The 24,499-nt window shown below is 62.1% G+C and carries 21 protein-coding genes; 19 read left to right on the top strand and 2 right to left on the bottom strand.

Features of this window, described 5'->3' with window-relative positions; translation table 11 throughout:
- Positions 1 to 2: 2 nt before the first annotated feature.
- The 6 genes from FSY59_RS12555 to FSY59_RS12530 all read left to right on the top strand — a co-directional run bounded on the left by FSY59_RS12555 (position 3) and on the right by FSY59_RS12530 (position 7,506).
- Positions 3 to 965: an aspartate carbamoyltransferase catalytic subunit gene (locus FSY59_RS12555; RefSeq protein ID WP_003051536.1), complete on the top strand. Its 963-nt coding sequence runs from the start codon at positions 3 to 5 to the stop codon at positions 963 to 965.
- Between the two features lie 207 nt (positions 966 to 1,172).
- On the top strand, positions 1,173 to 2,465 hold the full coding sequence (locus FSY59_RS12550; protein ID WP_043375077.1) for a dihydroorotase: 1,293 nt from the start codon (positions 1,173 to 1,175) through the stop codon (positions 2,463 to 2,465).
- A gap of 189 nt (positions 2,466 to 2,654) precedes the next feature.
- A complete protein-coding gene (locus tag FSY59_RS12545) occupies positions 2,655 to 3,416 on the top strand; it encodes a 1-acyl-sn-glycerol-3-phosphate acyltransferase (RefSeq protein WP_148729051.1) in 762 nt (253 codons plus the stop codon).
- A gap of 51 nt (positions 3,417 to 3,467) precedes the next feature.
- Positions 3,468 to 4,376 (top strand): LysR family transcriptional regulator, encoded by a 909-nt coding sequence (locus tag FSY59_RS12540; RefSeq protein WP_019042988.1) that lies wholly within the window; start codon positions 3,468 to 3,470, stop codon positions 4,374 to 4,376.
- Positions 4,377 to 4,478: 102 nt separating this feature from the next.
- A complete protein-coding gene (locus tag FSY59_RS12535; RefSeq protein ID WP_003051548.1) occupies positions 4,479 to 5,867 on the top strand; it encodes an 8-oxoguanine deaminase in 1,389 nt (462 codons plus the stop codon).
- 286 nt (positions 5,868 to 6,153) lie between these two features.
- Positions 6,154 to 7,506 carry a nucleobase:cation symporter-2 family protein gene (locus tag FSY59_RS12530; RefSeq protein WP_003051551.1) on the top strand — a complete coding sequence of 451 codons (1,353 nt, stop codon included), beginning with the start codon at positions 6,154 to 6,156 and terminating at the stop codon, positions 7,504 to 7,506.
- Positions 7,507 to 7,524: 18 nt separating this feature from the next.
- On the opposite strand, the gene FSY59_RS12525 is transcribed toward FSY59_RS12530, so the two are convergent.
- Positions 7,525 to 8,535 carry a tripartite tricarboxylate transporter substrate binding protein gene (locus FSY59_RS12525; protein ID WP_148729050.1) on the bottom strand — a complete coding sequence of 337 codons (1,011 nt, stop codon included), beginning with the start codon at positions 8,533 to 8,535 and terminating at the stop codon, positions 7,525 to 7,527.
- A 122-nt stretch (positions 8,536 to 8,657) separates the two neighbouring features.
- Here FSY59_RS12525 and arsC point away from each other — a divergent pair, with 122 nt between their 5' ends.
- From arsC to FSY59_RS12480, 9 genes are all read left to right on the top strand, one after another.
- Positions 8,658 to 9,038, top strand: a complete 381-nt coding sequence (arsC, locus tag FSY59_RS12520) for an arsenate reductase (glutaredoxin) (protein WP_003051556.1) — start codon at positions 8,658 to 8,660, stop codon at positions 9,036 to 9,038.
- A 171-nt stretch (positions 9,039 to 9,209) separates the two neighbouring features.
- Positions 9,210 to 10,745, top strand: a complete 1,536-nt coding sequence (locus FSY59_RS12515; RefSeq protein WP_029158496.1) for a Do family serine endopeptidase — start codon at positions 9,210 to 9,212, stop codon at positions 10,743 to 10,745.
- A 283-nt stretch (positions 10,746 to 11,028) separates the two neighbouring features.
- The gene (locus tag FSY59_RS12510) at positions 11,029 to 12,582 is read left to right on the top strand and encodes an ATP-binding cassette domain-containing protein (protein WP_003051559.1); all 1,554 of its coding nucleotides are present in this window, start codon (positions 11,029 to 11,031) and stop codon (positions 12,580 to 12,582) included.
- Positions 12,583 to 12,669: 87 nt separating this feature from the next.
- On the top strand, positions 12,670 to 13,074 hold the full coding sequence (locus FSY59_RS12505) for a hypothetical protein (RefSeq protein ID WP_003051562.1): 405 nt from the start codon (positions 12,670 to 12,672) through the stop codon (positions 13,072 to 13,074).
- A 153-nt stretch (positions 13,075 to 13,227) separates the two neighbouring features.
- Complete coding sequence (locus FSY59_RS12500; RefSeq protein ID WP_148729049.1) at positions 13,228 to 13,887, top strand: response regulator transcription factor; 660 nt, start codon at positions 13,228 to 13,230, stop codon at positions 13,885 to 13,887.
- Positions 13,884 to 15,251 (top strand): ATP-binding protein, encoded by a 1,368-nt coding sequence (locus FSY59_RS12495; RefSeq protein ID WP_003051568.1) that lies wholly within the window; start codon positions 13,884 to 13,886, stop codon positions 15,249 to 15,251. The genes FSY59_RS12500 and FSY59_RS12495 overlap by 4 nt, the downstream gene beginning before the upstream one ends.
- A 156-nt stretch (positions 15,252 to 15,407) precedes the next feature.
- Complete coding sequence (locus tag FSY59_RS12490) at positions 15,408 to 16,430, top strand: sensor domain-containing diguanylate cyclase (RefSeq protein WP_003051571.1); 1,023 nt, start codon at positions 15,408 to 15,410, stop codon at positions 16,428 to 16,430.
- A gap of 120 nt (positions 16,431 to 16,550) precedes the next feature.
- Positions 16,551 to 18,020, top strand: a complete 1,470-nt coding sequence (locus tag FSY59_RS12485) for a GGDEF domain-containing protein (RefSeq protein ID WP_003051574.1) — start codon at positions 16,551 to 16,553, stop codon at positions 18,018 to 18,020.
- 121 nt (positions 18,021 to 18,141) lie between these two features.
- A complete protein-coding gene (locus FSY59_RS12480) occupies positions 18,142 to 18,426 on the top strand; it encodes an MliC family protein (protein ID WP_235214211.1) in 285 nt (94 codons plus the stop codon).
- Between the two features lie 127 nt (positions 18,427 to 18,553).
- On the opposite strand, the gene FSY59_RS12475 is transcribed toward FSY59_RS12480, so the two are convergent.
- Positions 18,554 to 19,444: a LysR family transcriptional regulator gene (locus tag FSY59_RS12475; RefSeq protein WP_003051580.1), complete on the bottom strand. Its 891-nt coding sequence runs from the start codon at positions 19,442 to 19,444 to the stop codon at positions 18,554 to 18,556.
- A gap of 168 nt (positions 19,445 to 19,612) precedes the next feature.
- Between FSY59_RS12475 and FSY59_RS12470 the strand changes: the two genes are divergently transcribed.
- The 4 genes from FSY59_RS12470 to FSY59_RS12455 all read left to right on the top strand — a co-directional run bounded on the left by FSY59_RS12470 (position 19,613) and on the right by FSY59_RS12455 (position 24,443).
- The gene (locus FSY59_RS12470) at positions 19,613 to 20,611 is read left to right on the top strand and encodes a tripartite tricarboxylate transporter substrate binding protein (RefSeq protein ID WP_050872428.1); all 999 of its coding nucleotides are present in this window, start codon (positions 19,613 to 19,615) and stop codon (positions 20,609 to 20,611) included.
- Between the two features lie 79 nt (positions 20,612 to 20,690).
- On the top strand, positions 20,691 to 21,974 hold the full coding sequence (locus tag FSY59_RS12465) for a hypothetical protein (RefSeq protein ID WP_148729048.1): 1,284 nt from the start codon (positions 20,691 to 20,693) through the stop codon (positions 21,972 to 21,974).
- A gap of 342 nt (positions 21,975 to 22,316) precedes the next feature.
- On the top strand, positions 22,317 to 23,675 hold the full coding sequence (chrA, locus tag FSY59_RS12460) for a chromate efflux transporter (protein WP_148729251.1): 1,359 nt from the start codon (positions 22,317 to 22,319) through the stop codon (positions 23,673 to 23,675).
- Positions 23,676 to 23,825: 150 nt separating this feature from the next.
- The gene (locus tag FSY59_RS12455; protein ID WP_050872424.1) at positions 23,826 to 24,443 is read left to right on the top strand and encodes a YdeI family protein; all 618 of its coding nucleotides are present in this window, start codon (positions 23,826 to 23,828) and stop codon (positions 24,441 to 24,443) included.
- The last annotated feature ends 56 nt before the right edge of the window (positions 24,444 to 24,499 follow it).

Below are 24,499 nucleotides of genomic sequence, written 5' to 3'. Positions count from 1 at the left end.
TCGTGCTGTACAAGCGCAACCCACAACTCAACAAGAACGGCGAGCTGATCCACCTGCTCTCCACCGAAGGCCTGTCCAAGGACATCCTGACCCAGATTCTCGACACGGCCAGCAACTTCGTCAGCGTCAACGACCGTGAAGTCAAGAAGGTGCCTCTGCTGCGCGGCAAGAGCGTGTTCAATCTCTTCTTCGAGAACAGCACGCGTACCCGCACCACCTTCGAGATTGCGGCCAAGCGCCTGTCGGCCGACGTGTTCAACCTGGACATTGCGCGCAGCTCGGCCAGCAAGGGCGAGACCCTGCTGGACACCATCGACAATCTCTCGGCCATGGCGGCCGACATCTTTGTCGTGCGCCACAGCGAGTCCGGTGCTCCCTATCTGATCGCCAAACATGTGGCGCCGCATGTGCATGTGGTCAATGCCGGCGACGGCCGCCATGCCCACCCCACCCAGGGTCTGCTGGACATGTACACCATCCGCCACTACAAGCAGGATTTCTCCAATCTGCGCGTGGCCATCGTGGGCGACGTGCTGCACTCGCGCGTGGCGCGCTCGGACATCCACGCCCTGACCACGCTCGGCGCTGCCGAGGTTCGCGTGGTCGGCCCGCGTACCCTGGTGCCCTCGGACATGGCCAGCATGGGCGTGCGCGTCTTCCACAATCTGGAGGAGGGCATCAAGGACTGCGACGTCATCATCATGCTGCGCCTGCAGAACGAGCGCATGAGCGGGGCGCTGCTGCCTTCGAGCCAGGAATACTTCAAGAGCTTCGGCCTGACCGAAAAGCGCCTTGAGCTGGCCAAGCCCGATGCCATCGTCATGCACCCCGGCCCCATCAATCGCGGCGTGGAGATCGACTCCGCCGTGGTGGATGGCCCGCAGGCCGTGATCCTGTCGCAGGTGACCTTCGGTATCGCGGTGCGCATGGCCGTCATGTCCATCGTCGCGGGGAACGAGGCTTGAACACCCCCTGAGCCGCTGTGCGGCTTCCTCCTCTCTCGCAAGGCGGGAGGGGGACGACATCCTCGCGTCGGGACGGCCCTAGCTCGGTGTCCCGTGCGAAAGTCGACGAAGCAAACGGCAGTTGCTGGTGGAGACGGTTTTTAGAGATATTTTTATAGCTGCTGGCGCTTATGGGATAAGGGCTGGTGGCCAATTTGGTGCCAAACCATGAAAATTCTGATTCGCAATGGCCGGGTGATGGACCCGGCACGAGGTTTTGACCAGCAGGCCGATATCGCCATCGATGGCAGCGTGATCGTCGCCATCGGCACGGTGCCCGATGGCTTTGTGGCCGAGCGTGAAATCGACGCCTCGGGCCAGTGGGTGCTGCCCGGTCTGGTGGACCTGGCCGTGCGCCTGCGCGAGCCCGGCCACGAGCATGAAGGCATGCTGCAGTCCGAGATGGCGGCTGCCGTGGCAGGCGGCGTGACCAGCCTGGTCTGCCCGCCCGATACCGAGCCTGTGCTCGACGAGCAGGGCCTGGTGGAAATGCTCAAGTTCCGTGCCGAGAAGCAGCACAAGTCGCGTCTGTTCCCCATGGGGGCGCTGACCGTAGGCCTCAAGGGCGAAACGCTGACCGAGATGGCCGAGCTGACTGAGTCCGGTTGCGTGGCCTTCGGCCAGGCGGACGTGCCGCTGTCCAGCATCACCACGCTGAGCCGTGCGCTGAGCTACGCCAACACCTTTGGCTATGCCGTGTGGCTGCGCCCGCAGGACAAGGATCTGGGCAAGGGCGTGGCCGCCAGCGGCGCGCTGGCTACCCGCATGGGTCTGGCCGGGGTGTCCGTGGCGGCAGAGACGATTGCGCTGCACACCATCTTCGAGCTGATCCGTGGCTCGCAGACCCGGATTCACCTGTGCCGCATCTCCAGCGCCGCAGGCGTGGAGCTGGTGCGTCGAGCCAAGGCCGAAGGCCTGAACGTGACCGCCGACGTGTCCATCAACTCGCTGCTGTTGACCGAGAACGATATCGGCTACTTCGACAGCAGCGCCCGTGTGGTGCCCGTGCTGCGCCAGCAGCGCGACCGCGATGCACTGTCTGCCGCACTGGCGGACGGCACCATCGATGCGCTGGTGTCCGATCACTGCCCGGTGGACGAAGACGCCAAGGTGCTGCCTTTTGCCGAAGCCGAGCCCGGTGCGACCGGCGTGGAGCTGCTGCTGTCCATCGCCGTGAAGTGGAGCCGCGACTACAAGGTGCCGCTGAACCGCGCACTGGCCGTCGTGACTTCGGCGCCCGTGGCCGTGCTGGGTAGTGCGCTGGGCGAACAGCAGTCCCTGCTGGGACGGCTCAGCGTGGGCGGCGTGGCCGATCTGTGCATCGTCGACCCCGAGGCTGAGTGGACGGTCGATCCCAAGGCGCTGCAAAGCCAGGGCAAGAGCACTCCCTTCAATGGCTACGAGCTGCCCGCGCGCGTGGTAACGACTATCGTTGACGGCGCTGTCGCTTATCAGAGATAAGCACCCCCTGAGGCGCTTTGCGCCTTCCCCCTCTCTCTACGCGCTTCCCGCTAGGGGAGGGGAACGACAGCCTCGCTGCGGGGCGGCCCTTGCTCGCTGTCACTTTGTTGGTGTGCGTCGGTTTTAGGCGTTATCCGTTTCAAGTTGCTGCATCTCCTCTGAGTTGAGTCGCTAAACTTCCTGGAAATCATGGCAAACGGCTTGCACAAAATCAGAACCGGCTTGCGCGCAGTCTGGCGCGGACTGCGTCTGCTGGCCCATGTGGCCAAGGGCACCTGGATCGTGGCGTTTCGCTTTCCGCAGCTGCACTACCAGCAGCAGCACGAGCATGTGCAGGCCTGGGCCGCAGCGCTGCTGTTGCGCGCCGGGGTGCAGCTGGAGGTCAGAGGCCTGCCGCCAGCCAAGGGGCCGGTGCTGATGGTCAGCAACCATATCTCCTGGCTCGATATTCCCCTGCTGCATGCGGCACGCCATTGCCGCTTTATCTCCAAGTCCGACGTCAAGGGCTGGCCCATCATCGGCACGCTGGCGACGGCAGCGGGCACGCTCTACATCCAGCGCAGCTCGCGCCGCGATGCAGTGCGCATGGTGGGCGCCATGGAAGAGGCCTTCAAACGCGGCGAAATCCTGGCCGTCTTTCCCGAGGGGACGACGGGCGACGGGCGCAGCCTGCTCTCGTTTCACTCCAATCTGCTCGAGGCTGCCGTGCAATGCGATGCGCCGGTGCAGCCCGTGGGGCTGCGCTTTGTCGACGGCACAACCGGCGGCACCAGCTATGCCGCCACTTATGTGGGCGACGAGACCCTGCTGGGCTCCATCTGGCGCGTGCTTTGCTCGGAACAGCTGATTGCCGTGGTGCATTACGGCGAGGCAGAGACTGCCCAGGGGCGCGACCGCCGCGCCTGGGCCAAGGACCTGCACACCGAGGTGGACAGGCTGCGCCAGAACTAGGTGCTCTGCCGGCGCTTTCCGCAGCCGCTCAAACCCGTGTAGGCTGCGCGCATGCACGCCAGAGTTTTGCGCTATCTCGATGAAGTGGTCCGCCGCGGCTCCATCCGCAAGGCGGCCGAGTACCTGCATGTGGCTCCCACGGCCGTGAACCGGCAGATCCTCGATCTGGAGGCCGAGCTGGGTGCGCCGCTGTTCGACCGCATCCACAATCGCCTGCGTCTGACGCCTCTGGGTGAGATGGTGCTGACCCATGTGCGCAGCACCTTGCGCGAACATGCAGCGCTGTGCGAACGCATTGCCGACTTCAAGGGCATGAGACGCGGCGAGATCACGGTGGCGGCGACGTCCGGCCTGGCGGGCTCCTTGCTGCCATCGCTGGTGCATGACTTTCGCAGCAGCCATCCGGGGATGGTCGTGCGTGTCATCGACCTGCCCATACAGGCCATTGTGTCTGCCGTGGAAGCAGGGGAGGTGGACCTGGGTCTTGCCTACGATCTGGCTCCGAGACCCGGTTTGCGCATGCTGGCAGCCAGCGAATGGCAGATCGGAGCCATCCTGCCGGTCAAGCACCCACTGGCCCATCAGTCGTCGCTGCTGCTCAGCGAATGCGTGGGTCATCCGCTGATTCTGCCGGCACCGGCCCTGACCATACGCAGTCTGCTCAACGAAGCCTTCGCGCGCAGTGCCATCGAGGTGACGCCGGTGGCCGAGTCCACCTCCATGGCCCTGATACAGCGCCTGGTCATGCTGGGCGAAGGCATTGCCCTGCTCAACGCGCTGGATGTACTGGAGGAGCTGGATCGCGGCTCGCTCAGTTTCGTGCCTCTGCGCGACGCACATCTGCAGCGCCAGACCCTGATGCTGTTTGTGCGCAAGGGCGCGGAGCTGAGTGCCGCCGCAGCACTCATGGCGGCAAGCATCGAATCCGCGCTGGCGCGGCTCTACGCGAGAAAACACTGATTCTTTGTCCACATTTTGTGGACATGGTTGGCGGAATTCAGCGCTATCGCGCGCTTGGGCGGCTCTCTAGACTTGCGCTTCTTGTTTAGAGAGAAAGAAACCATGACCCTGATAGCCCTGAATGCCGACGTATTGGTCACCATGGATGCGCAGCGCCGCGAGATCAAAGATGGCGCGCTGGTGGCGGACGGCCCAGCCCTGCTGTGGGTGGGCGCAACGGCCGAACTGCCGGCGCAGTACCGCCGCATGGCAGACGAGGGCCAGGCGCGCGTGCTGGACATGCGAGGCAAGGTCGTGACGCCGGGCCTGGTCAACACCCACCACCACATGTACCAGAGCCTGACGCGTGCCGTGCCGGCCGCTCAGGATGCCGAGCTGTTCTCGTGGCTGCAGAACCTCTACATGCTGTGGTCGCACCTGACGCCCGAGATGATCCATGTCTCGACCCAGACCGCCATGGCCGAACTCATGCTGTCGGGCTGTACCACGACCAGCGACCATCTGTACCTGTTTCCCAATGGCTCGCGCCTGGACGACTCCATCGCGGCTGCGCAGCAGATGGGCATGCGCTTTCACGCCGCGCGCGGCTCCATGAGCCTGGGCCGCAGCAAGGGCGGCTTGCCGCCCGATGTGGTAGTGGAGGAGGAAGAGGCCATTTTGCGCGACAGCCTGCGCTTGATCCAGCAGTACCACGACGGCTCGCGCCACTCCATGCTGCGCGTGGTGCTGGCGCCCTGCTCGCCGTTCTCGGTGACCCGCGATCTGATGCGCGAATCGGCGGTGCTGGCGCGTGCGCATGGCGTATCGCTGCACACCCATCTGGCCGAGAACGACAACGACGTGGCTTTCTCGCGGGAGAAGTTCGGCCTGACCCCGGCGCAATATGCCGAGGACCTGGGCTGGGTAGGGCGCGACGTCTGGCATGCGCATTGCGTCAAGCTCGATCCCGAAGGCATTGCGCTGTTTGCACGCACCGGCACCGGTGTGGCGCACTGCCCATGCTCCAACATGCGCCTGGCCTCTGGCATCGCGCCCATTCGCAGCATGCGCGATGCGGGCGTGCCCGTGGCCCTGGGTGTGGACGGCAGCGCATCGAACGACGGGGCCCACATGCTGGGCGAGGCGCGCCAGGCCATGCTGCTGCAGCGCGTGGGCTACGGCCCGGCGGCCATGAGTGCCCGCGAGGCGCTGGAAATTGCCACGCTGGGCGGTGCACGCGTGCTCAACCGCGACGACATCGGTGCGCTGGCTCCCGGCATGTCGGCCGACTTCGTGGCCTTCGACATGGAGGCTGTCGGCTATGCGGGCGCAGGCCATGACCCCGTGGCGGCGCTGGTGTTCTGCACGCCGGCCAATGTGTCCAGCAGCGTCATCAACGGCCGTGTGGTGGTCGAGGATGGACGCCTGCTGACCGCCGATCTGCCCATCGTGCTGGGCCAGCACCGCCATCTTGCGCGCAGCCTGTTCGAGCGGGCTGCAGCAGGGCATTGAGACTTTCCGATGACGGTCATCGTGGGGCCATTGCGATGGCCGGACATCGGTGTGAGAGAGATTCCAAGCCTTTGTGGCACTGGAAGAAAAGTGGGCTCGGGACTGGTGTCAGGTGACTTGGAGTGCCAGAAATTCTTTCTCGATTCCGGACAAGCTATACGGCGCCGCGCATGGGCTGTATCGGCAACGGCATATGAGAGCTCCCGGTTGCGTGCTTAGTCTTGTGGCCTTCGCGGGGAAGCCTATTCCCCGGCGATTGCATACCTAAAAAACAGGAGACAAGACCATGGAAAAACTGCTTTACGGGGTGGAAGACCGTCCGCCCAGCCTCATCACCACCACGCTGCTTTCGCTGCAGCACTTGCTCGCCGCGCTGGGCGGCATCATCGCCGTACCGCTGGTGTTCGGCGGTGCGCTCAAGCTGCCGGCCGACCAGATCGTGGCCCTGGTCAATGCGGCTTTGCTGGGCTCGGGCGTCGTCACCATCATCCAGTGCCGCGGCGTGGGACCTGTCGGCATACGCCTGCCTTGCGTGATGGGTACAAGCTTTGCCTTTGTCGGCGCGGGCATCAGCGTGGGGCTGGAGCATGGCGTTCCCGGCATCCTGGGCTCCTCACTGGTGGGCTCGCTGGTGATGATCATCGGCAGCTTTTTCATGCCGGTGATCCGTCGCTTCTTTCCGCATACCGTGACCAGCGTGGTCGTGACCATGATCGGGCTGTCGCTCACGCCCGTCGCCGTGGACTGGGCCGCAGGCGGCGTGGGCAGCGGCAGCTACGGCGCCGTGGGCAATCTGGCGATTGCGGGCTTTGTGCTGGCGCTGGTGATCGGCTTTGTGCAATGGGGCAAGGGCGTGATCTCTGCATCGGCCGTGGTGCTGGGGATTGCCTGCGGTTATCTGCTGTGCCTGGCCCTGGGTCTGATCGACTTCACCCAGGTGCGCGAGGCGCCGATCTTCGCGATTCCGCAGCCGTTGCATTTCGGTATGAGCTTTCCGGTATCGGGCATCGTTGCCATGTCCATCGCCTTTCTCGTGACCATTGTCGAGACCACCGGCACTTTCATGGCATTGGGCGCGGCAACGCAGACGCCGATCCGCGGCAAGCGCCTGGCCAGCGGCATGTTGTGTGACGGCGTGGGCTCGGCCTTTGCTGCCGTGATGTCGAGCCCGCCGGTTTCCACCTTCGCGCAGAACGTGGGCGTGGTTTCGCTCACCGGCGTGGCCAGCCGCCATGTGGTGATGCTGACCGGCGTGATGCTGCTGCTGGCCGGACTGTTCCCGGTGCTTGGCGCGCTGGTGGTGACGATTCCCCAGCCCGTGCTTGGCGGCGCGGGTCTGATGATGTTCGCCATGATCATTCTGGCCGGCATCCGCATGCTCAGCAGCGCAGAGCAGACGCGTCGCAGCGGCCTGATCATTGCGGTCTCGCTGGGCTGTGGTCTGGCCGTGACGGTGCGGCCCGATCTGCTCTCCAAGATGCCAGCCTTTGTACGCGAGGTCTTTGGTTCAGGCATCACCGTGGGGGCGCTGGTGGCCGTAGGCCTGAATCTGCTGCTGCCGGGGCGCGAGCTCGATGCGCATGAGGAAGAGCTGGAGCCGGCGACGGCTGCCGTGACCGCCACTTCTGCTGCGGCCTGACGCCTCAGTGCTGCCCGCTCACAGCGTCATCTTGCTGTCGATGATGACCTTGCGCCAGCGCGCAAGGTCCTTGACGATCAGATCGCCAAAGACCTTGGGCGTGCCGGGCATGGGCTGGGCGCCTTCACTTTGCAGACGTTCCAGAATGGCAGGGCTTTTGAGCGACGCGTTGATCTGCTGATTGATCCTGGCGACCACATCGGCAGGCATGTTGGCCGGGCCGACCACGCCATACCATTGGTCGGCCTCGAAGCCGGGCAGGCCTGCTTCGGCCACGGTGGGCACATTGGACAGCGCAGGGATGCGCTGCGGTGACGACACGGCAATCGCCTTGATCTGGCCTGCGCGGATCTGCGCAAGCACGGCGGGAATGCCGGTGAACAGGGCCTGCACCTGACCGGCCACCAGATCATTGACGGCGGGGGCCGTGCCCTTGTAGGGCACATGCTGCATCTTCAGCCCTGCTTGCAGACTCAGATAGGCCATGGTCATATGCGCGGCGCTGCCGTTGCCGCCCGAGCTGAAGTTCACCGCTCCGGGATTGGCCTTGGCATAGCTGATGAACGATGCCAGATCATGGACCGGCAGCGAAGGATGCACGACCAGCACATTGGGCACACGCGCAACCCAGGCCAGAGGCGTAAAGCTCTTGATCGGGTCGTAAGGCAGCTTGGGGTAGAGCGTGGGTGTGACGGCCAGCGTGCCCACATGGCCCATGAGCAGGGTGTAGCCATCTGCAACGGCCTTGGCCACGCGGTCGGCGCCAATGCTGCCGCCTGCGCCGGCAACGTTTTCCGGCACCACACTCTGGCCCCAGGCCAGGGTCAGCTCGTGACCGATAGCACGTCCAAGAATGTCGGCAGAGCCGCCGGGAGTGAACGGGATGACCAGGCGTATGGCCTTGGCGGGGTATTTGGCATCTTGCGCCAGGGCTGTCCCGGCCGGCCCTCCCAGTGCGGCTGCTGCAGCCCATTGGCTCCACTGGCGACGGGTCAGCGCCAGGGGCTCGTGCTCGGTGAAAGCGGTCATTGATGTCTCCTCTTGATGTTTTGCAGACAGTCTATGAGATGGCGCACAGCCTGGCTCTGGCGCTGCCGGCATAGCTGCTATGCAGCGACTGCGGGCAACGCCGGGCTCGCTACACTGCCGCCATGAGTACAAGTACAGACACCCCCGTGAATCGTCCCGATGTCACCATCTTCCACAACAACCGCTGCAGCAATTCGCGTGGCGCTCTGGCATTGCTGCGCGAGCGTGGCATCGAACCCAATATCGTGGATTACCTCGCCACACCACTGACTGCGCCAGAGCTGGCCGAGCTGGTGGCGCATCTGGGCGTGCCTGTGCGCGACTTGCTGCGCAGCAAGGAGGCCCAGTTCAAGGAGCTGGGTCTGGACAGCGCCGCTGTCGGCGATGTGCAGCTGATTCAGGCCGTGGCTGCGCATCCGGTGCTGCTCAATCGCCCCATCGTGGTCACGCCCAAGGGCGCCAGACTTTGCCGTCCGCCGGAGCTGGTACTGGAGCTGATCTGAGTGAGGCGAGTCTCAGGCGCAAGAGGCCTGGGTCACGGGGCGGCAAGCGGCGGTGGATGCCGATTCAGGTGCCTTGCTGAAAACCGAGAGCGCCTAAGTCTCGCCTAAGTGTGGATGGTCAAACTTCCCTTCAATGACACCGATCCGGTGCTTTTCTTTGAAAGGATGACCATGAACACAATTCTGTCCACGCCTCGCCGACTGGTGATGGCCCTGGTGGCTGCTGGTGCGATTGGCGCACTGGGCGCCACCGGTGCCGGTCTGGTGGGAACCCGCAGCGCAGCCCAGGCCACCGAGTCTGCAGTGGTTGTGCAGCCCGCAGCGCCTAACCTGCCTGCGGTGAATGCTCCCAATTTTGCGGATATCACGGCGCGTAATGGCGCGGCCGTGGTCAATATCAGCGTGGTGGGTTCCTCTCGTGCCATGAGCGACGATGAAGGCGACCAAGCCAGCGAACGTCAGCCACAGGGCCCAGGCATCAGCCCTGACGATCCCTTCTTTGAATTCTTCCGCCAGTTCGGCATTCCAGGCATGCCCGGTGGTCAAGGCATGGGGCCGCGTGCGCAGCAGCCCGATACACCCATGCGCGGACAGGGCTCGGGCTTTATCGTTTCCAGCGATGGCGTGATTCTGACCAATGCCCATGTGGTGCGCGGAGCCAAGGAAGTGACGGTCAAGCTCAACGACCGTCGCGAGTTCAGGGCCAAGGTGCTGGGAGCCGATCCCAAGACCGATGTGGCGGTACTCAAGATTGACGCCAGCGGTCTGCCCACGGTCAAGCTGGGCCAGACCAGCCAGCTGCGTGTGGGGGACTGGGTGCTGGCGATAGGCTCGCCCTTCGGATTTGAAAACAGCGTGACGGCCGGTGTGGTGAGTGCCAAGGGGCGTTCTCTGCCTGATGACTCCTTTGTGCCTTTTCTGCAGACGGACGTGGCAATCAACCCCGGCAACTCCGGTGGCCCGCTGTTCAATGCCCAGGGCGAGGTCGTGGGCATCAACAGCCAGATCTACACCCGCTCGGGCGGCTATCAGGGGGTTTCGTTTGCGATTCCCATCGAACTGGCAACCCGTGTGCAACAGCAGATTCAGACAACAGGCAAGGCACAGCATGCCAAGCTGGGCGTGAGCGTGCAGGAGGTCAACCAGGCCTTTGCCGACTCCTTCAAGCTGGACAAGCCGGAAGGTGCATTGGTGGCCAGTGTCGAGAAGAACGGCCCCGCCGCCAAGGCCGGTCTGGAGCCTGGTGATGTGGTGCGCAAGGTGGATGGCAAGCCTGTGGTCGGCTCCGGCGATCTGCCAGCCTTCATCGGCCAGGCCCTGCCCGGGCAGAAAGTGACACTGGAAGTCTGGCGCAAGGGTGAATCCAAGACCCTGAGCGCAACTCTGGGCGATGCCAGTGACAAGGCGGTGAAGGTGGCCAAGTCTTCACCCGATGGTGACAAGGGCAAGCTGGGTCTGGCGCTGCGCCCCCTGCAGCCCGAGGAGAAGCAGCAGATCGGCGTGGATTCCGGTCTGCTGGTGGCCCAGGCCAGCGGTCCGGCTGCTGCCGCAGGCATCAGCCAGGGCGATGTGCTGTTGTCCATCAACGGCGCGCCTGCCGGGAATGTCGACGAGGTGCGGGCCGCAGTCGCCAAGGCGGACAAGACCGTGGCCGTGCTGATCTGGCGCGATGGCAACAAGATCTTTGTGCCGGTGCGACTGGGTTGAATGGCGCCTTGACTACGCAGAAAACCGCAACCGCTCCGGTTGCGGTTTTTCTTTATCCGCTTTTTATTGATTTAAAACAAAAAACATCTAAATAAATGATTTTAAAGTGGATTTCCCCATGTTGTTGTCATGTTTCCAGAGGTAACGAGTTGCTGAGGATGTAATGCCATAGACTGCCGGCCAAACATTCATTCGCCTTTTCTGGCGCCATGCGGTGGCGATTCGGTGTGGCCGCAAACAAATCGTGACGGCCCTCGAAGCAGGCGCTGCGAAGGGGACATTCTTGGATCAGCAACACAGTCTGCAAGTGCAAGGCCTGGGCGCTTCATTCGGTCCACGAGTGGTTCTGGCCGAAGTGGATTTCACGCTGCCGCAATCAGGCGTAACCGCTTTGCTCGGTCCTGCGGGCACGGGCAAGTCCACGCTGCTGCGCACGCTGGCTGGACTGAATGCGAGCAATCCGCGCTTTCGCAGCTGGGGGCAGGTGGTCTATGCCGATCAGCCATTGCACATGCCTTTGAGCGCCGATGGCGAGCAGGTCTTGCCTCGCCTGGTGCAGCAGCATGCCAGGCTGATGCGCGCCAACACCCTGGATGCGCTGATCGAGAAGGCGCGCCAGAGCGAGCCACGTGCACCACTGCAATGGCGCCATTGGGTGAGCGAGCAACTGCAGCACTATGGCCTGGCCGAGCTGGCCCAGGTGCTGGACAAGCCCACCATGCTGTTGAGTGCGGTGCAGCAGCGTGCCGTGGCCATTTTGCGCGAGGCCTGGGCCAGGCCGGCAGTGTTGATGATCGATGAGCCCACGGCCGAGCTGGAGGGTTATGAGGCATTTTTGCTGCTGGACGTGATCAAGCAGATCGGTCAGCACCGCAGTGTGCTGCTGGTCACGCACCAGCAGCAGCATGCCCAGGCTGCTGCGCAGCAGATGCTGTTGCTCGCCGGTGGGCGTATCCAGGAAGCTGCGGCAATGGCGCAGTTCATTCAGCATCCGCTCAGCGCTGCCGGTCAGCAGTTTGTGCGCAGCGGCAGCTGCGCCGTCCCCATGCCGGGAACGCCTGTGCATGAGCTGGCCGACGATGTGCTGCCGCCGCCTCCCTTGCCTGCTGCAGCCCTGGTGGCCATTGCTGAATTTTCCGACCTGCGCATATCGTCTTCAGCCGTGAGCGAGGTCGTGGAACCCGTGCTGCCTGCGGCAAAGCCTGTATCGGCATCGGAGCCTGCGGCGCCTAGGCCGGTTGCGGCCGCAGGGCTAGCGGCATCTGGCACGACCGCTAGAGACCGTTATCAGCCTCGCCCCGTCAATGCGGCCGTGCTGATGGAAATGCAGCCATTGCTGGCCGCTGAAAATGCCGTGCCAGCCAGCCGTGGCCCGAGCGGATTTTCCTGGCTGGTGCCAGGGCGGCTGGCAGGTACGCCCTGGCCGGGCGTGGTGCACGACATGGACGCCGATCTCAAGGCCTTGGGTCGCTGTGGCGTCACCATGCTGATCACGCTGACGGAGAGAGATTTCCCGCAGGAGGCGCTGGCCCGCAACGGGCTCAGGAACTTTCACCTGCCTGTCTATGACCACGAGCCGCCCACGGTGGCACAGATGCAGATGCTGCTGGCGCGCATGTCTGCCGCCCTGCGTCGTGGCGAGGTGCTGGCCGTGCACTGTCTTGCCGGATTGGGTCGCACCGGCACCGTGCTGGCGGCCTGGCTGGTGCGCGAGGGCCTGACTGCCGAAGAGGCTTTGCGTCGTGTGCGATTGATTGACGCGCAGTACGTGCAGTCCGAGACACAGGAGGCGCTGCTATATGAATTCGAAAACGCATTGCTGCAGAAGATGGCGTGATGTTTTCAAGACCGCTTTGACATGTTCCTTGCCGACTGGGTAAGGGTGCATGACGCCAAAGATAAGCAATAGGAAAGAGAGAACCCAATGAGTTTGGATGCTGTGTTGACGCAGGCCGTGGCTTCGGTGCCTGAATGTCTGGCCGCTGGTTATGTGGATGCTGCCTCGGGCATGCTGCTATCGATTCGCACCGTGGATTCCCACCCGCGCGAAGTGATTGATCTGGTGGCGGCCGCCACGGCCGATCTGTTCAACGGCCCCAATGTCTCGATGATCGAGACCTTGTTCAAGCGTTCGCGCGGCATCAGCGATGATGGCCATCACTACTTTCAGGAAATCATCATCAACAGCGATAACCTGATTCATGTCTTTCTGCGCAGCAAGGCCGTGCCCGACTATGTGGCCGTCTTTGTCTGCCGCCGTACTGCCAATCTGGGCATGGCGTTGACCAAGGCGCGCATGGCCATGCCGGGCATCGAAGCTGCGGTGTAACCGGCAGCCCTTCATGTGAGGCGGCGGCTTGCCCGCTCAGGGCGAGGCTGCATCGCTTGCCACCTTTCGCCTTGCGGGCATGCAGGCGGCTTGCGATGCACCCTTTGTTTCTGGTACTGGGCATTCCCGCTTTAGCGGCGCTATCCTTGCGCCATGCGTTTACTGCTCGTTGAAGATGACACCATGATCGGCCAGGCCGTGCAGGCACTGCTGCGTGGCGAAGGCTATGTGGTGGACTGGGTTCAGGACGGAGCCCGGGCCGATATGGCCTTGCGCGGACATCAGTACGATCTGGTTCTGCTCGATCTGGGGCTGCCGGAAATGGACGGCCTGCAGGTGCTGCGTCAGCTGCGCGCGCGCAAGGACGCAACGCCCGTGCTGGTCGCCACGGCGCGTGATGGGGTGCGTGATCGCATTGCCGGCCTGGACGCAGGGGCCGATGACTATGTCATCAAACCCTATGACATGGATGAGCTGCTGGCCCGCATTCGTGCACTGGCACGCCGCGCGGCCGGGCATCTGGAGGCTGTGTACGAGCATGGCGGCATCATGCTGAACCCCAATACCCGCGAAGCCAGCGTGAATGGTCAGCCGGTCACCCTGTCAGGCCGTGAATGGGCGGTGCTGCAGGCATTGCTGGCAAGGCCCGGGGCCACGCTGTCGCGCCAGCAGCTCGAAGACAAGCTTTACGGTTGGGGCGATGAGGTCAGCAGCAATGCCGTGGAGGTCTATATCCACGGGCTGCGTAAAAAGCTCGGCGCCGCAGCGGTGCTCAATGTGCGCGGTCTTGGATATATGGTGCCCAGACCATGAGCAAAAACCATGCATTGAAGCGGCCGAGGCTGCCTGGTTCGCTGGGCGGACGCCTGTTGCTGTTCATCGGCATGGCGATTTTGCTGGTGGCTGTTCTGCAGGGGGCATTTGCATATCGCAATGCACTGGAGCAGACCGATACCTTGTTCGATTACCAGATGCAGCAGACGGCGTTTGCGCTGCGGGCGGGTCTGCCAGTCGATGTCAAAGGCCGGGCGCAGGGGGCACCGCCCGAAGATGAGAACAACGAATTCATCGTGCAGGTCTGGACCAATGAGGGCCTGAGAATCTTCGAGTCGGCCCTGGGCGAGGCTCTGCCCCAGATGGCCGTGCTGGGCTTTGCCGATGTGCCGGCGCGTGGCACCACCTATCGTGTGTTCTCGCTGCAGACACGCTCTCAGGTGATTCAGGTTGCCCAGGACATGCGCGTGCGTCAACTTCTGGCGCGCGCTGCGGCCTGGCGCAGCCTGCTGCCTGTGGTGTTGCTGCTGCCGCTGCTGGCTCTGGCCGTATGGTGGGTGATTCGGCGTTCGCTGACGCCCGTGCAGCGGGTGCGCAGGGAGTTGGCCCTGCGTCAGCCCCAGGATCTGGCGCCGGTTGCGGAGCATGATTTGCCGGATGAAATGCGCCCTTTGGTGCAGGAGTTCAACAGCTTGCTGCAGCGCGTTCGCGAGGCTTTTGAGACTCAGCAGAATTTCGTGGCAGACGCAGCACATGAGTTGCGCTCGCCGCTGGCCGCCTTGCAGCTGCAATTGCAGCTGCTGCGCAAAGCTACGGACAGCGTCGAGCGCGAGGCGGCACAGGCTCGCCTCGCGGAAGGCATCGAGCGCGCCAGGCGCCTGGTGGAGCAATTGCTGGCATTGGCCAGGCAGGAGGCCAAGCCGCAGGCCGAAGGCGCGCCGCTGGCTGACTTGCGCTTGCTGGTTGAACAGGCTCTGGTGGATGCCGCACCGGCAGCCCAGGCCAAAGGGCTGGACATGGGTTTGAGTGAGGAGCCGCAGCAGCAGTCCTCATTCAGCGTGCCTGCAGACGCGGAGGCGCTGGCAGTACTGCTGCGCAATCTGCTGGACAACGCGATCAAGTACGTGCCTGCAGGCGGGCGTGTCGACGTGGGCTGGCTGCAGGACGAGCAAGGGCGGGCGCTGGTGGTGGAGGATTCGGGCGCGGGCATCGCCGCGGCCGAGCGCGAGCGCGTTCTGCAGCGCTTTGTGCGTGGTCAGGGTGCTGGTGGGATGGCCGGCGGCAGTGGACTGGGGCTGGCAATTGTGCAGAGCATTGCAAAAAGCAGTGGTGCTGAGCTTTTGCTTGACGAGTCACCGCAACTGGGCGGCCTGCGTGTCCGGGTCCTGTGGCCTCAGGCCTAGTCCGACAATCGATTGCTTGAAATGACAGGCGCTGAAATCCGGCTTTCATTGCATGATTGGCGAATTGTCTGAGCCGCATGCAAGCGATGATGTCGAGACTTCAGACCTTGTTTGAGCAGCCGCACTTGTCGTGTGTTCCTTCCCTCCAATTGCACCATGCCATCAATTATTCAGCGCCTTTCCCAGACCGTATCCAATTCTCAGAATCTGCCCAGCTTCACGCGGCCTCTGCTGGAAATCATGGTGGAAGTGACGGATCTCGATTCGGCCTATCTCACCACGGTGGATGAGGCACGCGGTATTCAGAATGTGCTGTACTCCCTCAATACGGGAGGGATGACGATTCCTGAAGGACTGGAGGTTCCCTGGCACGACACCTTGTGCAAGCGCTCGCTCGATGAAGGGCGTACCTTTACGGACAATGTTGGCGAGTGCTGGGGCGACTCGGATGCCGCGCGCCAACTGGGCATCCAGACCTATGTGAGCACGCCCGTGCGCTTTTCCAATGGGGCATTGTTCGGCACTTTGTGTGCCGCCAGCGATCACTCCGTCGCGCTGGCGGGCGAGGCCGAGGATTTGCTGCGCCTGTTCGCCAAGATCATTGCAGGCTTTGCCGAGCGCGAGCAACTGGTGCGCTCGCTGCAGCATGCCAACGAGGAGCTGGCTTCGCTCGCCATGCTTGATGCCCTGACCGGATTGCCCAATCGCCGCTGCGTGACCGAGGAGCTCAACCGGCTCATCGCCCATTGCCGACGTACCCGTGAATGGGTGCTGGTGGGATTCGTGGATCTTGATCGCTTCAAGCAGATCAATGACCAGTTTGGTCATGAAGCCGGGGATGCGTTGCTGCGTTCCATGGCCGAGCAATTGCGAGCCGGCCTGCGCAGCAGTGACATGCTGGCTCGCTTTGGCGGCGATGAATTCGTCATGGTCGGCACAGGGCCCTTGCTCGATGAAGACGGTGACAGCGTGATCAGGGAGATGCAGCTGAGGCTGAGCAAGGCCTCTGCCACCAGCTTGCAACTGTCCGACGGGCGCAAGATCGACTATGCCGGAGCCAGCGTGGGCATGGTCTGCTTGATGCCCGATGAAACCGATGTGGACGATGCCCTGCAGAAAGCCGATGCCGCGATGTACAAGGTGAAAGCCACGCGGCAGAGACTGCCCGAGGCGATCTGAGCCGAGAGACTCCCACGGGAGTCTTTTTTCATGGCGTCGGGACAGCCCATCGATCCTGCGCAAGAGGGCATGCGCACAGGCCTGTCGTCTCGGTAATAATTGTTGGCGGAGGTATCGTTTGTGAAAAATTCTCTCGCTGAAGGTCTGGACTTCGAGGATATGTTCAACCTGGCCCCGGTATCGCTCTGGATGGAGGATTACAGCGGCCTCAGACAGATATTCGATCAGTGGCGAGCGGATGGGGTAAGCGATCTGCTGAGCTTCCTCAGAGAGGATCCGGAGCGGCTCAAGCTGTGCAGTCAGTCCTACAAGGTGCTGCGGGTCAACCAATACACGCTGGATCTGTTCAAGGCCGCAGACGAGCAAACCCTGAAGAGCCGGCTGAGCGAAGTCTTTCGCGGCGACATGCTCGACAGCATCATGAATGAGCTGCTCGCCCTCTGGGACGGGGTGCTGAGTTTCGAGACCCGTTCGGTCAACTATGCACTGGATGGGCGGCGACTCGATGTGCAGGTGAGGGCACGTGTGCTGCCGGGCTACGAGCAAAGCTGGAGCCGGGTGCTGGTCTCCCTGGAGGATGTGACGGCCGAAGTGCAGAGCACGACGCGGCTGCAGAGCAGCGAGCAGTACGCCCGTGACCTGTTCGAGTACTCACCGGTGTCGCTGTGGGTCGAGGACTTCAGCGTGGTCAAGCGCCTGATGGACGATGTCCGGGCGCGCGGGATCACCGATTTCAGGACCTTTCTGAAGGTGCACCCGGAGTTCGTGACGCGCTGCATGCAGGAAATCCAGGTCCTTGATGTGAATCGCCAGACGCTGCAGATGTTCGGTGCCGAGAGCAAGCAGCAGCTGCTGCAGAACCTGTCCAGGGTTTTCAGGGGCGAAATGTATGACTCGTTTGCCGAGCAACTGATAGACCTTTGGGACGGCAAGCTGGTGCAGCAGCGGGAAGTGGTGAACTACGGGCTGGCCGGTGATGTGCTCCATATTCACATGGAGTTCGCCATCATGAGCAGCCACGCGGAAAAATGGGGCTTGGTGCTGCTGTCACTGGTGGATATCACGGCGCGCAAGAAGGCAGAGGCTTATCTTGAATATCTGGGCAAGCATGATGTACTGACACAGTTGCGCAACCGTGCTTTTTATACCGAAGAACTGAACCGGCTGTCGCGCAAGGGCCCCTGGCCCTTGTCCATGATCGCCATAGATATGAATGGCCTCAAGGTCGTCAACGACGAACATGGCCATACGGCAGGCGATGCCATGCTCAGGCGTATGGGAGAGGTTCTGACCAAGGCCGTCGATGCGCCGGCCTGTGCAGCCCGTATCGGCGGCGACGAGTTTGTCGTGCTCCTGCCGGGAACCGATGAGCGCGGTGCCATGGCATTGCAGGAGCGCATCTTGTCCTTGCTGGAGTTGAACAATCAGTTCTATCCGGGCCACAGTATTCAGGTCTCGATGGGCCATGCCTGCGGCCAGGAGGGCACCTCTATAGAGAGCATTGTTCAGGGGGCCGACAAGGCGATGTATGCTGAAAAGGCGCGCCTGTATCGGGACAAGGAGCGCGACAGGCGTGTGAGCCCTGCCTGAATCAGGTTGGGGGTGGCGCGGTCCAGATCGCTCGGCAGACGTTGGAACTGGCATCGACCGGCTGCCTCAGTCCTGCTTTGAAATGTCAGGGGAGAAATCTATGAGAGTCACTGGATCCGCCTTGTTCATCGCCATCGCTGTCAGTGCCTGCAGTGCTGTGCCACCTCGGGATGCGGAGCGTGAAGTGGCCTTCGCCTGTAGCAATGGAGAATCGATCTCGGTGCGCTTTTTGCCGGCCAGCAGCAAGGCAGTCCTGATACGTGGCGGTCAAAGCGTTGAGTTGTCGCAGCAACCCAGCGGTTCCGGGTTTGTATACAGCAACGGGCCCAACACCATTCGAGGCAAAGGGCCGGAGCTGACGGTGGAGATCGGCCGCATGGTGCCGATTCAATGCAAGGCCCGTTGATACCGCGCTTGCCTGTCATCACTCCATTCCGGTCTATGTGCTGGGTAGAGGGTACAGACCTATGGCCGCACCGTCTCTGATGCGCAGGCCGGGTGAAGGGCCGGCCTTTTTCGCGAATCTGATCGCCTTATGCTGTCAGCTGCTTTTGCAACTCCTCGATAAAGCGTTGCGTGCGCTCCGAAGGCGCGGAATGCCCTGGCAGCGCCAGCACGACTTCTACGGAGCATTCGGGCAGAAAGGGCTTGATGCAGAGGCTTGAGGCAAACGTTGCCGCCACATAGGGATTCACCACACCCAATCCCGTACCTTGCGCAGCTAGGCAGCAGATGGTGGAGGAGTAGGTGGTTTCGACGGTTGAGCCTGGACGGACGTCATGCTCGAGCATGGTTCGCTGAAGCTGCAGGTAGATGTTGTCGTCCGAATTCAAGGTCAGCAGCAGCTGGCCCTCCAGATCTTTGACATGCAGGCTGCTGCGCTGCGCCAGCGGATGATCTGGATGCATCACGCACACTGCCCGCGTCTGATGCAGCACGCTTGCGTTGAGTTCGGGCGAGCCAATGGCCATGGTGCTGACCACCAGATCGAACTGGCCGTGCAGCAGCCCTTCCCGAAGATGCGTGGTGCCTAGCGTCTGCAGGCTGATGTGGGTGCCCGGGTAGTAGGGCAGAAAGTTGTGCAGTGCAGCAGGAACAATGGACAAACCCAGTGCCGGAGTGCAGCCTATGCGCAAGGTACCGGCACCGAATTGCCGCAGTCCCTGCAGGTCGTGCTCTATGCGCTCCAGACCGACGAAGTGCTGCTGCACGGTCGAGAACAGTTCCCTTGCCTCTGCGGTCGGGCGCAGCCGTCCTTTGTGCATATCAAACAGCTTCAGGCCCGCACCTGTCTGCATCTGAGCCAGCAGGCGGCTGATGGACGGCTGCGTGGTGTGCAGCAACTGGGCCGCAGCGGTCGTGGTGCCGGTTTGCATCACGGCACGAAAGGCTTCGATTTCCTTAAAACTCAAAGGGCGTGGCATGGCGCAGGCGGTTCGATGGTGAGATGAAAGGGTATACCAACTGCGTATAGGTAGGTTTGAAAAATGAATTTTTCTGAGTAGGGCTGGCTTTCTACACTGACTTCCAACGAAACAATGCATGCGCTTTCAGGCATCGAGAGCGCAGAAATAAATCCAAGGAGTCATTAGATGGTTTGCATTAGCGCTCGTCGCTCTCTGTGTCTGGGTGTGCTGGCTGCCGCAACGCTGGCAGGCGTCGGTTCTGCCTGGGCTGAAGGAAGCTCTGCATATCCCAATCCTGCTCGTCAGATTCGCATCATCGTGCCGTTCACTGCAGGTGGCAGCTCGGACGTGCAAGCCCGCATGCTCGCCGACAGGCTGGGTCGCCTGTGGAACCAGCCGGTGGTGGTGGAAAACAAGCCCGGGGCGGGCGGTCATCTGGGCGGGAAATATGTGTCCGACCAGCCCGCAGATGGCTATACGCTGATGGTGGGGTCCATAGGGCTGCATGCTGCTTACGCGGTCTACAAAAAACTGCCTTACGACCCCGCCAAGGAGCTGCGCGTTGTCACCGTGCTGGCAGAGATGCCTCATGTGGTGGTGGCAACCCCCAATCTGCCAGTGAGAAATCTGCAGGAACTGACCGCGCTTGCCAAGCAGGAGCCAGGCAGCATCAACTTTGGCTCTGCCGGCGTGGGCTCGTCGGTTCACATGATGGGGGAGCTGTACAAGCTGCAGTCCGGTGCGCCTATTGTTCATGTTCCTTATCGTGGCAGTTCTGCCGCGCTCAACGATCTGCTGGGTGGCCAGATCCAGCTGATGTTCGAGAACCCTCCGACGGTGCTGGCGCATGTCAAGGGCGGCAAGCTCAAGGCGCTGGCGGTGACCGGCAATGAACGCCTGGCGGCATTGCCGGAGGTGCCGACGGCCAGCGAGGCCGGAATGAAGGACTATGTGGCCACGTCATGGACAACGGTCGCCGTGTCTTCCAAGGTGCCTCAGGCCGTGGTGCAGAAGCTCAGCGAAGACATCCGCAAGGTGGTCAATACGCCCGAGTTCCGCAAGGGGCTGCAAGAGCAGGGGATGAGTGCCGTGGCCAATACCTTGCCAGAAGCGCAGAGCTTTGTGGCCAGGGAAAAACAGCGCTGGGATCAGGTGATCGCCGCCGGAAAGATCACGGCGAACTGACCAGAGCCGGGCCTCTGTGCCGGACCGGAACCGCTTTCGAGTCGCAGCCCGACGCTGCGACGCTACTGCTTGACATCCAATGACTACTTCCTTTGACTCTTCCTTTGTTCCCTGCCGCCGCGTGGGCAGCAGCAGCCTGCATCACTTCTTCGGCTATTACAACAAGTCCAACTGGGACAGAAGCAATAGCCTGCTCGCGGCGCAGCAGACCCCCTGGATGGACATCTATCTGACGCCGCAGGTCAAGGCCACGATCGGCTATTTCGACACCCAGGACGGCGACCGCTTTCACGTCGTGGGCGAGACCGGCGCCTGGAATTTCCAGATGGGCAGTCAGCTGCAATGGCTGGACGGTGCCTCGGGCAGAAAGTTGATCTATAACGATCGCACGGGCGATATGTCCGCTCCTTACCCGGGCTTTGGCGCCGTGGTGGTGGATGTGGATACGCAAGAGCGCCGTGTTCTGCCCATGCCTGTGTACGTGGTGGCACCCAGCAGTGCCTGGGCACTGTCGGTCAACTACCGGCGTCTTTACATCACGCACGAGACCATTGGCTACAGCGAGCCGGGCCAGCCGTTTGAGTTGCCTCTGGCACCCGCCGACGACGGTATCTGGCGCATGGAGCTGGCGACAGGCGATGCCCGGCTGCTGGTCAGCTATGCGCAACTCAAGGCATTCCATCCTGTGGCGTCGATGGAAAAGGCCATTCATTGGGTGAGTCATATCGAGGTCAACCCGGCCTCCTCACGCATGCTTTTTCTGCATCGCTGGACAGAGCGTGTGAAAGATGAGACCTGCTTTCTGCACCGCCTGATCACCATGAATCCGGACGGATCCGAGATGCGCTTGCTGGAGTGCTCCGATCATCCGCTGCCGCAACTGGCCGACGACTTCGACCCCGATGCCGTAGGCACGTTTGACTATGAAAAGTCGGAGTACCAGATCTCTCACCCCCTGTGGCAGGACAACGAGCACATCATCGTCTGGGGGCCGCATGCCGGCGAGATCCACTACCACCTCTATCACGATGTCGACGAAGGCGAGGTGCAGGTGATCGGCCGCGATGTGCTGGTGGAGAACGGCCATATGACCTTCTCTCCTGTCAGCACCCGCTGGATGCTCAGTGATACCTATCCCGACGACAGCACGCACGAGCGCTTTCTGTTCCTGTTCGACATGCAGACCGGCCAGCGTCGCAATCTGGGGAGCTTTTATGCCACTCCCGAGCTGAGCAAGGAAAACCGCTGTGACCTGCACCCACGCTGGAGTCGGGATGGCAAGCAGGTCTGCATTGACTCGGTGCACGAGGGGCAGCGCCAGATGTATGTGCTGGATGTCTCGTCGATTGTGGGCGCCGCCTGAAGATTGCAAGCAGCTCTACGGTGATGAAGTTCTGGTGATCCGAGCTGCACTGTGCCTCGAGGGAGTGGAAATTCTGGCAGCCTGGTGGCTGCGTCTGCAGGAGAGATCTGAGGCGAAGAAGCCCTGGGCGTAGAGGGCTGTCCTGCAATTTTTGGTGGAACAGAGCAAGTGCGGCTGTGTTCCATGTGCTGGCGTTGCTCTCGGTGACTGCAGACTTTGTCCTCGGCGTGTACGAGTGCCCGGGCGACTGGGCTAGAATTTCTGCATCGGGAAAGCAGCCTCCCGTCCCGCAAGGGTAGACGGTGTCCCGTCCAAGAGCTGGATATTCCCTATGGAGCTTTTATGGACACCGCTTTGCCCAGGCCCACCGATCCGGTTGCGCCCACCTCTCTTGCGCTATCAGAAGCGCTGCGTTTTTGGTTGAAGCTGGGCTTCATCAGCTTTGGCGGCCCCGCAGGTCAAATAGCACTCATGCATGAGGAGCTGGTAGATCGGCGTCGATGGATTTCCGAGAAGCGATTTCTCCATGCCCTGAACTACTGCATGCTGCTGCCGGGGCCCGAGGCTCAGCAGCTTGCCACTTACCTGGGGTGGTTGCTGCACCGGACATGGGGCGGCATTCTGGCAGGGGTTCTCTTTGTCCTGCCATCGTTGTTCATCATCATGGCTCTGGCCTGGCTGTATATGGTCCATGGCGACATGCCGCTGATTGCGGGCTTCTTCTACGGCATCAAACCTGCGGTGACGGCGCTTGTGGCACAGGCCGCCTGCCGGTTGGGCTCCAGATCGCTCAAGAGCAGCTGGCACTGGGGCATTGCGGCAGCTGCCTTTCTCGCCATATTCACACTCAATATTCCGTTTCCGCTCATCGTCATCGCGGCTGCAGCCATCGGCTTCGTAGGGGGTAAATTGCATCCCGAAGCCTTTGGTGGCTCCAGCCATGAAAAAGGCAATGCGTATCGGTCACTCGGTGCTGCATTGATCGATGACGACACTCCCACTCCGCCGCATGCGCGATTTTCCTGGCGAGGATTCTGGCGGGTATCGCTGGTCTGCCTGACGCTGTGGGCCAGCGTGATGGGCGTGCTCGCCACGGCGTTTGGTCTGGAGTCTCCTTTGGTGCAAATGGGGTGGTTCTTCACCAAGGCTGCGCTGATGACCTTTGGGGGCGCATATGCGGTGCTGCCCTATGTCTACCAGGGGGCGGTGGAGCACTTCCATTGGTTGACTGCAACACAAATGATCGATGGCCTAGCTTTGGGAGAGACCACTCCAGGTCCTCTCATCATGGTGGTGTCCTTTGTGGCCTTTGTAGGTGGCTGGACCAAAGCGATCTTCGGTGCGGATTCGCTGCTGCTGGCCGGAGTCGTCGCAGCAGTGATCGCGACCTTCTTCACTTTTCTGCCGTCGTTCTTTTTCATTTTGCTGGGCGCTCCCTTCATCGAGTCCACCCACGGCAAGCTGAAGTTCACTGCGCCATTGGTCGGTATCACCGCTGCGGTGGTGGGAGTCATCCTGAATCTGGCCGTCTTCTTTGCCTACCATGTCATTTGGCCCCGAGGCTTTGCAGGGCACATGGAGTGGCCCTCGATTGCCATCGGGCTGGCAGCGGGCATCGCCTTGCTCCGCTTCAAGATCAATGTCATCTACGTCATCATCGCGGCCGGGATGATGGGGCTGCTTGTTCAATTGTGGAGATAGGCCAAGACCTCGCACTGGGCGAAGTCATGGGCGTTCAGCGACTGCCACTGGCCGGGAGCTCTGGTTAAACTTGACCTCCCGTACCATCCACCAGGCGCCAGTCTCCTTGCCACGAGCCGCGCTGGCGCCCATGCCGCATAGGTCCAGGTGATGCCTTCCGTCAAATCCGTCATCCCGCTCGAACGGGCTCCGACCCTGTTCAAGAGTGCCAAAGCCTTCGAGGTCTGGCTGAAGAAGAATCACGCTGCTTCCGGCGGACTCTGGCTCAGGATCGCCAAGCGAGGTGCCAATGAGCCCAGCGTCACCTATCCCGAGGCGGTGGAGGTTGCGCTGTGCTGGGGCTGGATCGATGGACAGAAGAAAAGCCTTGACGACCAGCACTATCTTCAGCGCTTCACGCCCAGGCGCGCGCGCAGCGTCTGGTCAAAGATCAATGTCGAGAAGGTGCAGGCTCTTATTGAAGCGGGTCGAATGCAGCCAGCGGGTCAGGCTCAGATAGATGCAGCGAAGGCTGACGGACGCTGGGAGCGGGCCTACGATGGGGCGCGTACGTCGACGGTCCCTGAAGATCTGCAAGCGGCGCTGGAGGCAGAGCCTGCAGCCAAGGCCTTTTTTGCAACCATCAATGCCTCCAATCGCTACGCGATACTGTGGCGTATCCAGACAGCCGCCAAGGCCGAGACACGTGCCAGGCGCATCGAGCAGCTGGTGGCGATGCTTGCCCGCGGTGAGACCATCCATATCTTCAAACCCCGTCCCAAGGCCTGATGGCGCAACACGCGTGCGCCCTTGTTTTGGGCATTGAGCTGCCCGTGCTCGGGCGG

This window comes from Comamonas sp. Z3 (assembly GCF_008121565.1).
Lineage (GTDB): Bacteria > Pseudomonadota > Gammaproteobacteria > Burkholderiales > Burkholderiaceae_C > Comamonas > Comamonas brasiliensis.
This window is presented reverse-complemented; position numbering and strand designations above follow the sequence as displayed.

Excerpts from the sequence above, each read along its gene's own strand:
- FSY59_RS12495 (WP_003051568.1), top strand. The coding sequence starts at position 13,884 with ATGAGCAAAAACCATGCATTGAAGCGGCCGAGGCTGCCTGGTTCGCTG.
- FSY59_RS12455 (WP_050872424.1), top strand. The coding sequence starts at position 23,826 with ATGCCTTCCGTCAAATCCGTCATCCCGCTCGAACGGGCTCCGACCCTG.
- FSY59_RS12490 (WP_003051571.1), top strand. The coding sequence starts at position 15,408 with ATGCCATCAATTATTCAGCGCCTTTCCCAGACCGTATCCAATTCTCAG.
- FSY59_RS12530 (WP_003051551.1), top strand. The coding sequence starts at position 6,154 with ATGGAAAAACTGCTTTACGGGGTGGAAGACCGTCCGCCCAGCCTCATC.
- arsC (WP_003051556.1), top strand. The coding sequence starts at position 8,658 with ATGAGTACAAGTACAGACACCCCCGTGAATCGTCCCGATGTCACCATC.
- FSY59_RS12550 (WP_043375077.1), top strand. The coding sequence starts at position 1,173 with ATGAAAATTCTGATTCGCAATGGCCGGGTGATGGACCCGGCACGAGGT.
- FSY59_RS12500 (WP_148729049.1), top strand. The coding sequence starts at position 13,228 with ATGCGTTTACTGCTCGTTGAAGATGACACCATGATCGGCCAGGCCGTG.
- chrA (WP_148729251.1), top strand. The coding sequence starts at position 22,317 with ATGGACACCGCTTTGCCCAGGCCCACCGATCCGGTTGCGCCCACCTCT.
- FSY59_RS12465 (WP_148729048.1), top strand. The coding sequence starts at position 20,691 with ATGACTACTTCCTTTGACTCTTCCTTTGTTCCCTGCCGCCGCGTGGGC.
- FSY59_RS12475 (WP_003051580.1), bottom strand. The coding sequence starts at position 19,444 with ATGCCACGCCCTTTGAGTTTTAAGGAAATCGAAGCCTTTCGTGCCGTG.
- FSY59_RS12515 (WP_029158496.1), top strand. The coding sequence starts at position 9,210 with ATGAACACAATTCTGTCCACGCCTCGCCGACTGGTGATGGCCCTGGTG.
- FSY59_RS12505 (WP_003051562.1), top strand. The coding sequence starts at position 12,670 with ATGAGTTTGGATGCTGTGTTGACGCAGGCCGTGGCTTCGGTGCCTGAA.
- FSY59_RS12545 (WP_148729051.1), top strand. The coding sequence starts at position 2,655 with ATGGCAAACGGCTTGCACAAAATCAGAACCGGCTTGCGCGCAGTCTGG.
- FSY59_RS12540 (WP_019042988.1), top strand. The coding sequence starts at position 3,468 with ATGCACGCCAGAGTTTTGCGCTATCTCGATGAAGTGGTCCGCCGCGGC.
- FSY59_RS12535 (WP_003051548.1), top strand. The coding sequence starts at position 4,479 with ATGACCCTGATAGCCCTGAATGCCGACGTATTGGTCACCATGGATGCG.
- FSY59_RS12470 (WP_050872428.1), top strand. The coding sequence starts at position 19,613 with ATGGTTTGCATTAGCGCTCGTCGCTCTCTGTGTCTGGGTGTGCTGGCT.
- FSY59_RS12525 (WP_148729050.1), bottom strand. The coding sequence starts at position 8,535 with ATGACCGCTTTCACCGAGCACGAGCCCCTGGCGCTGACCCGTCGCCAG.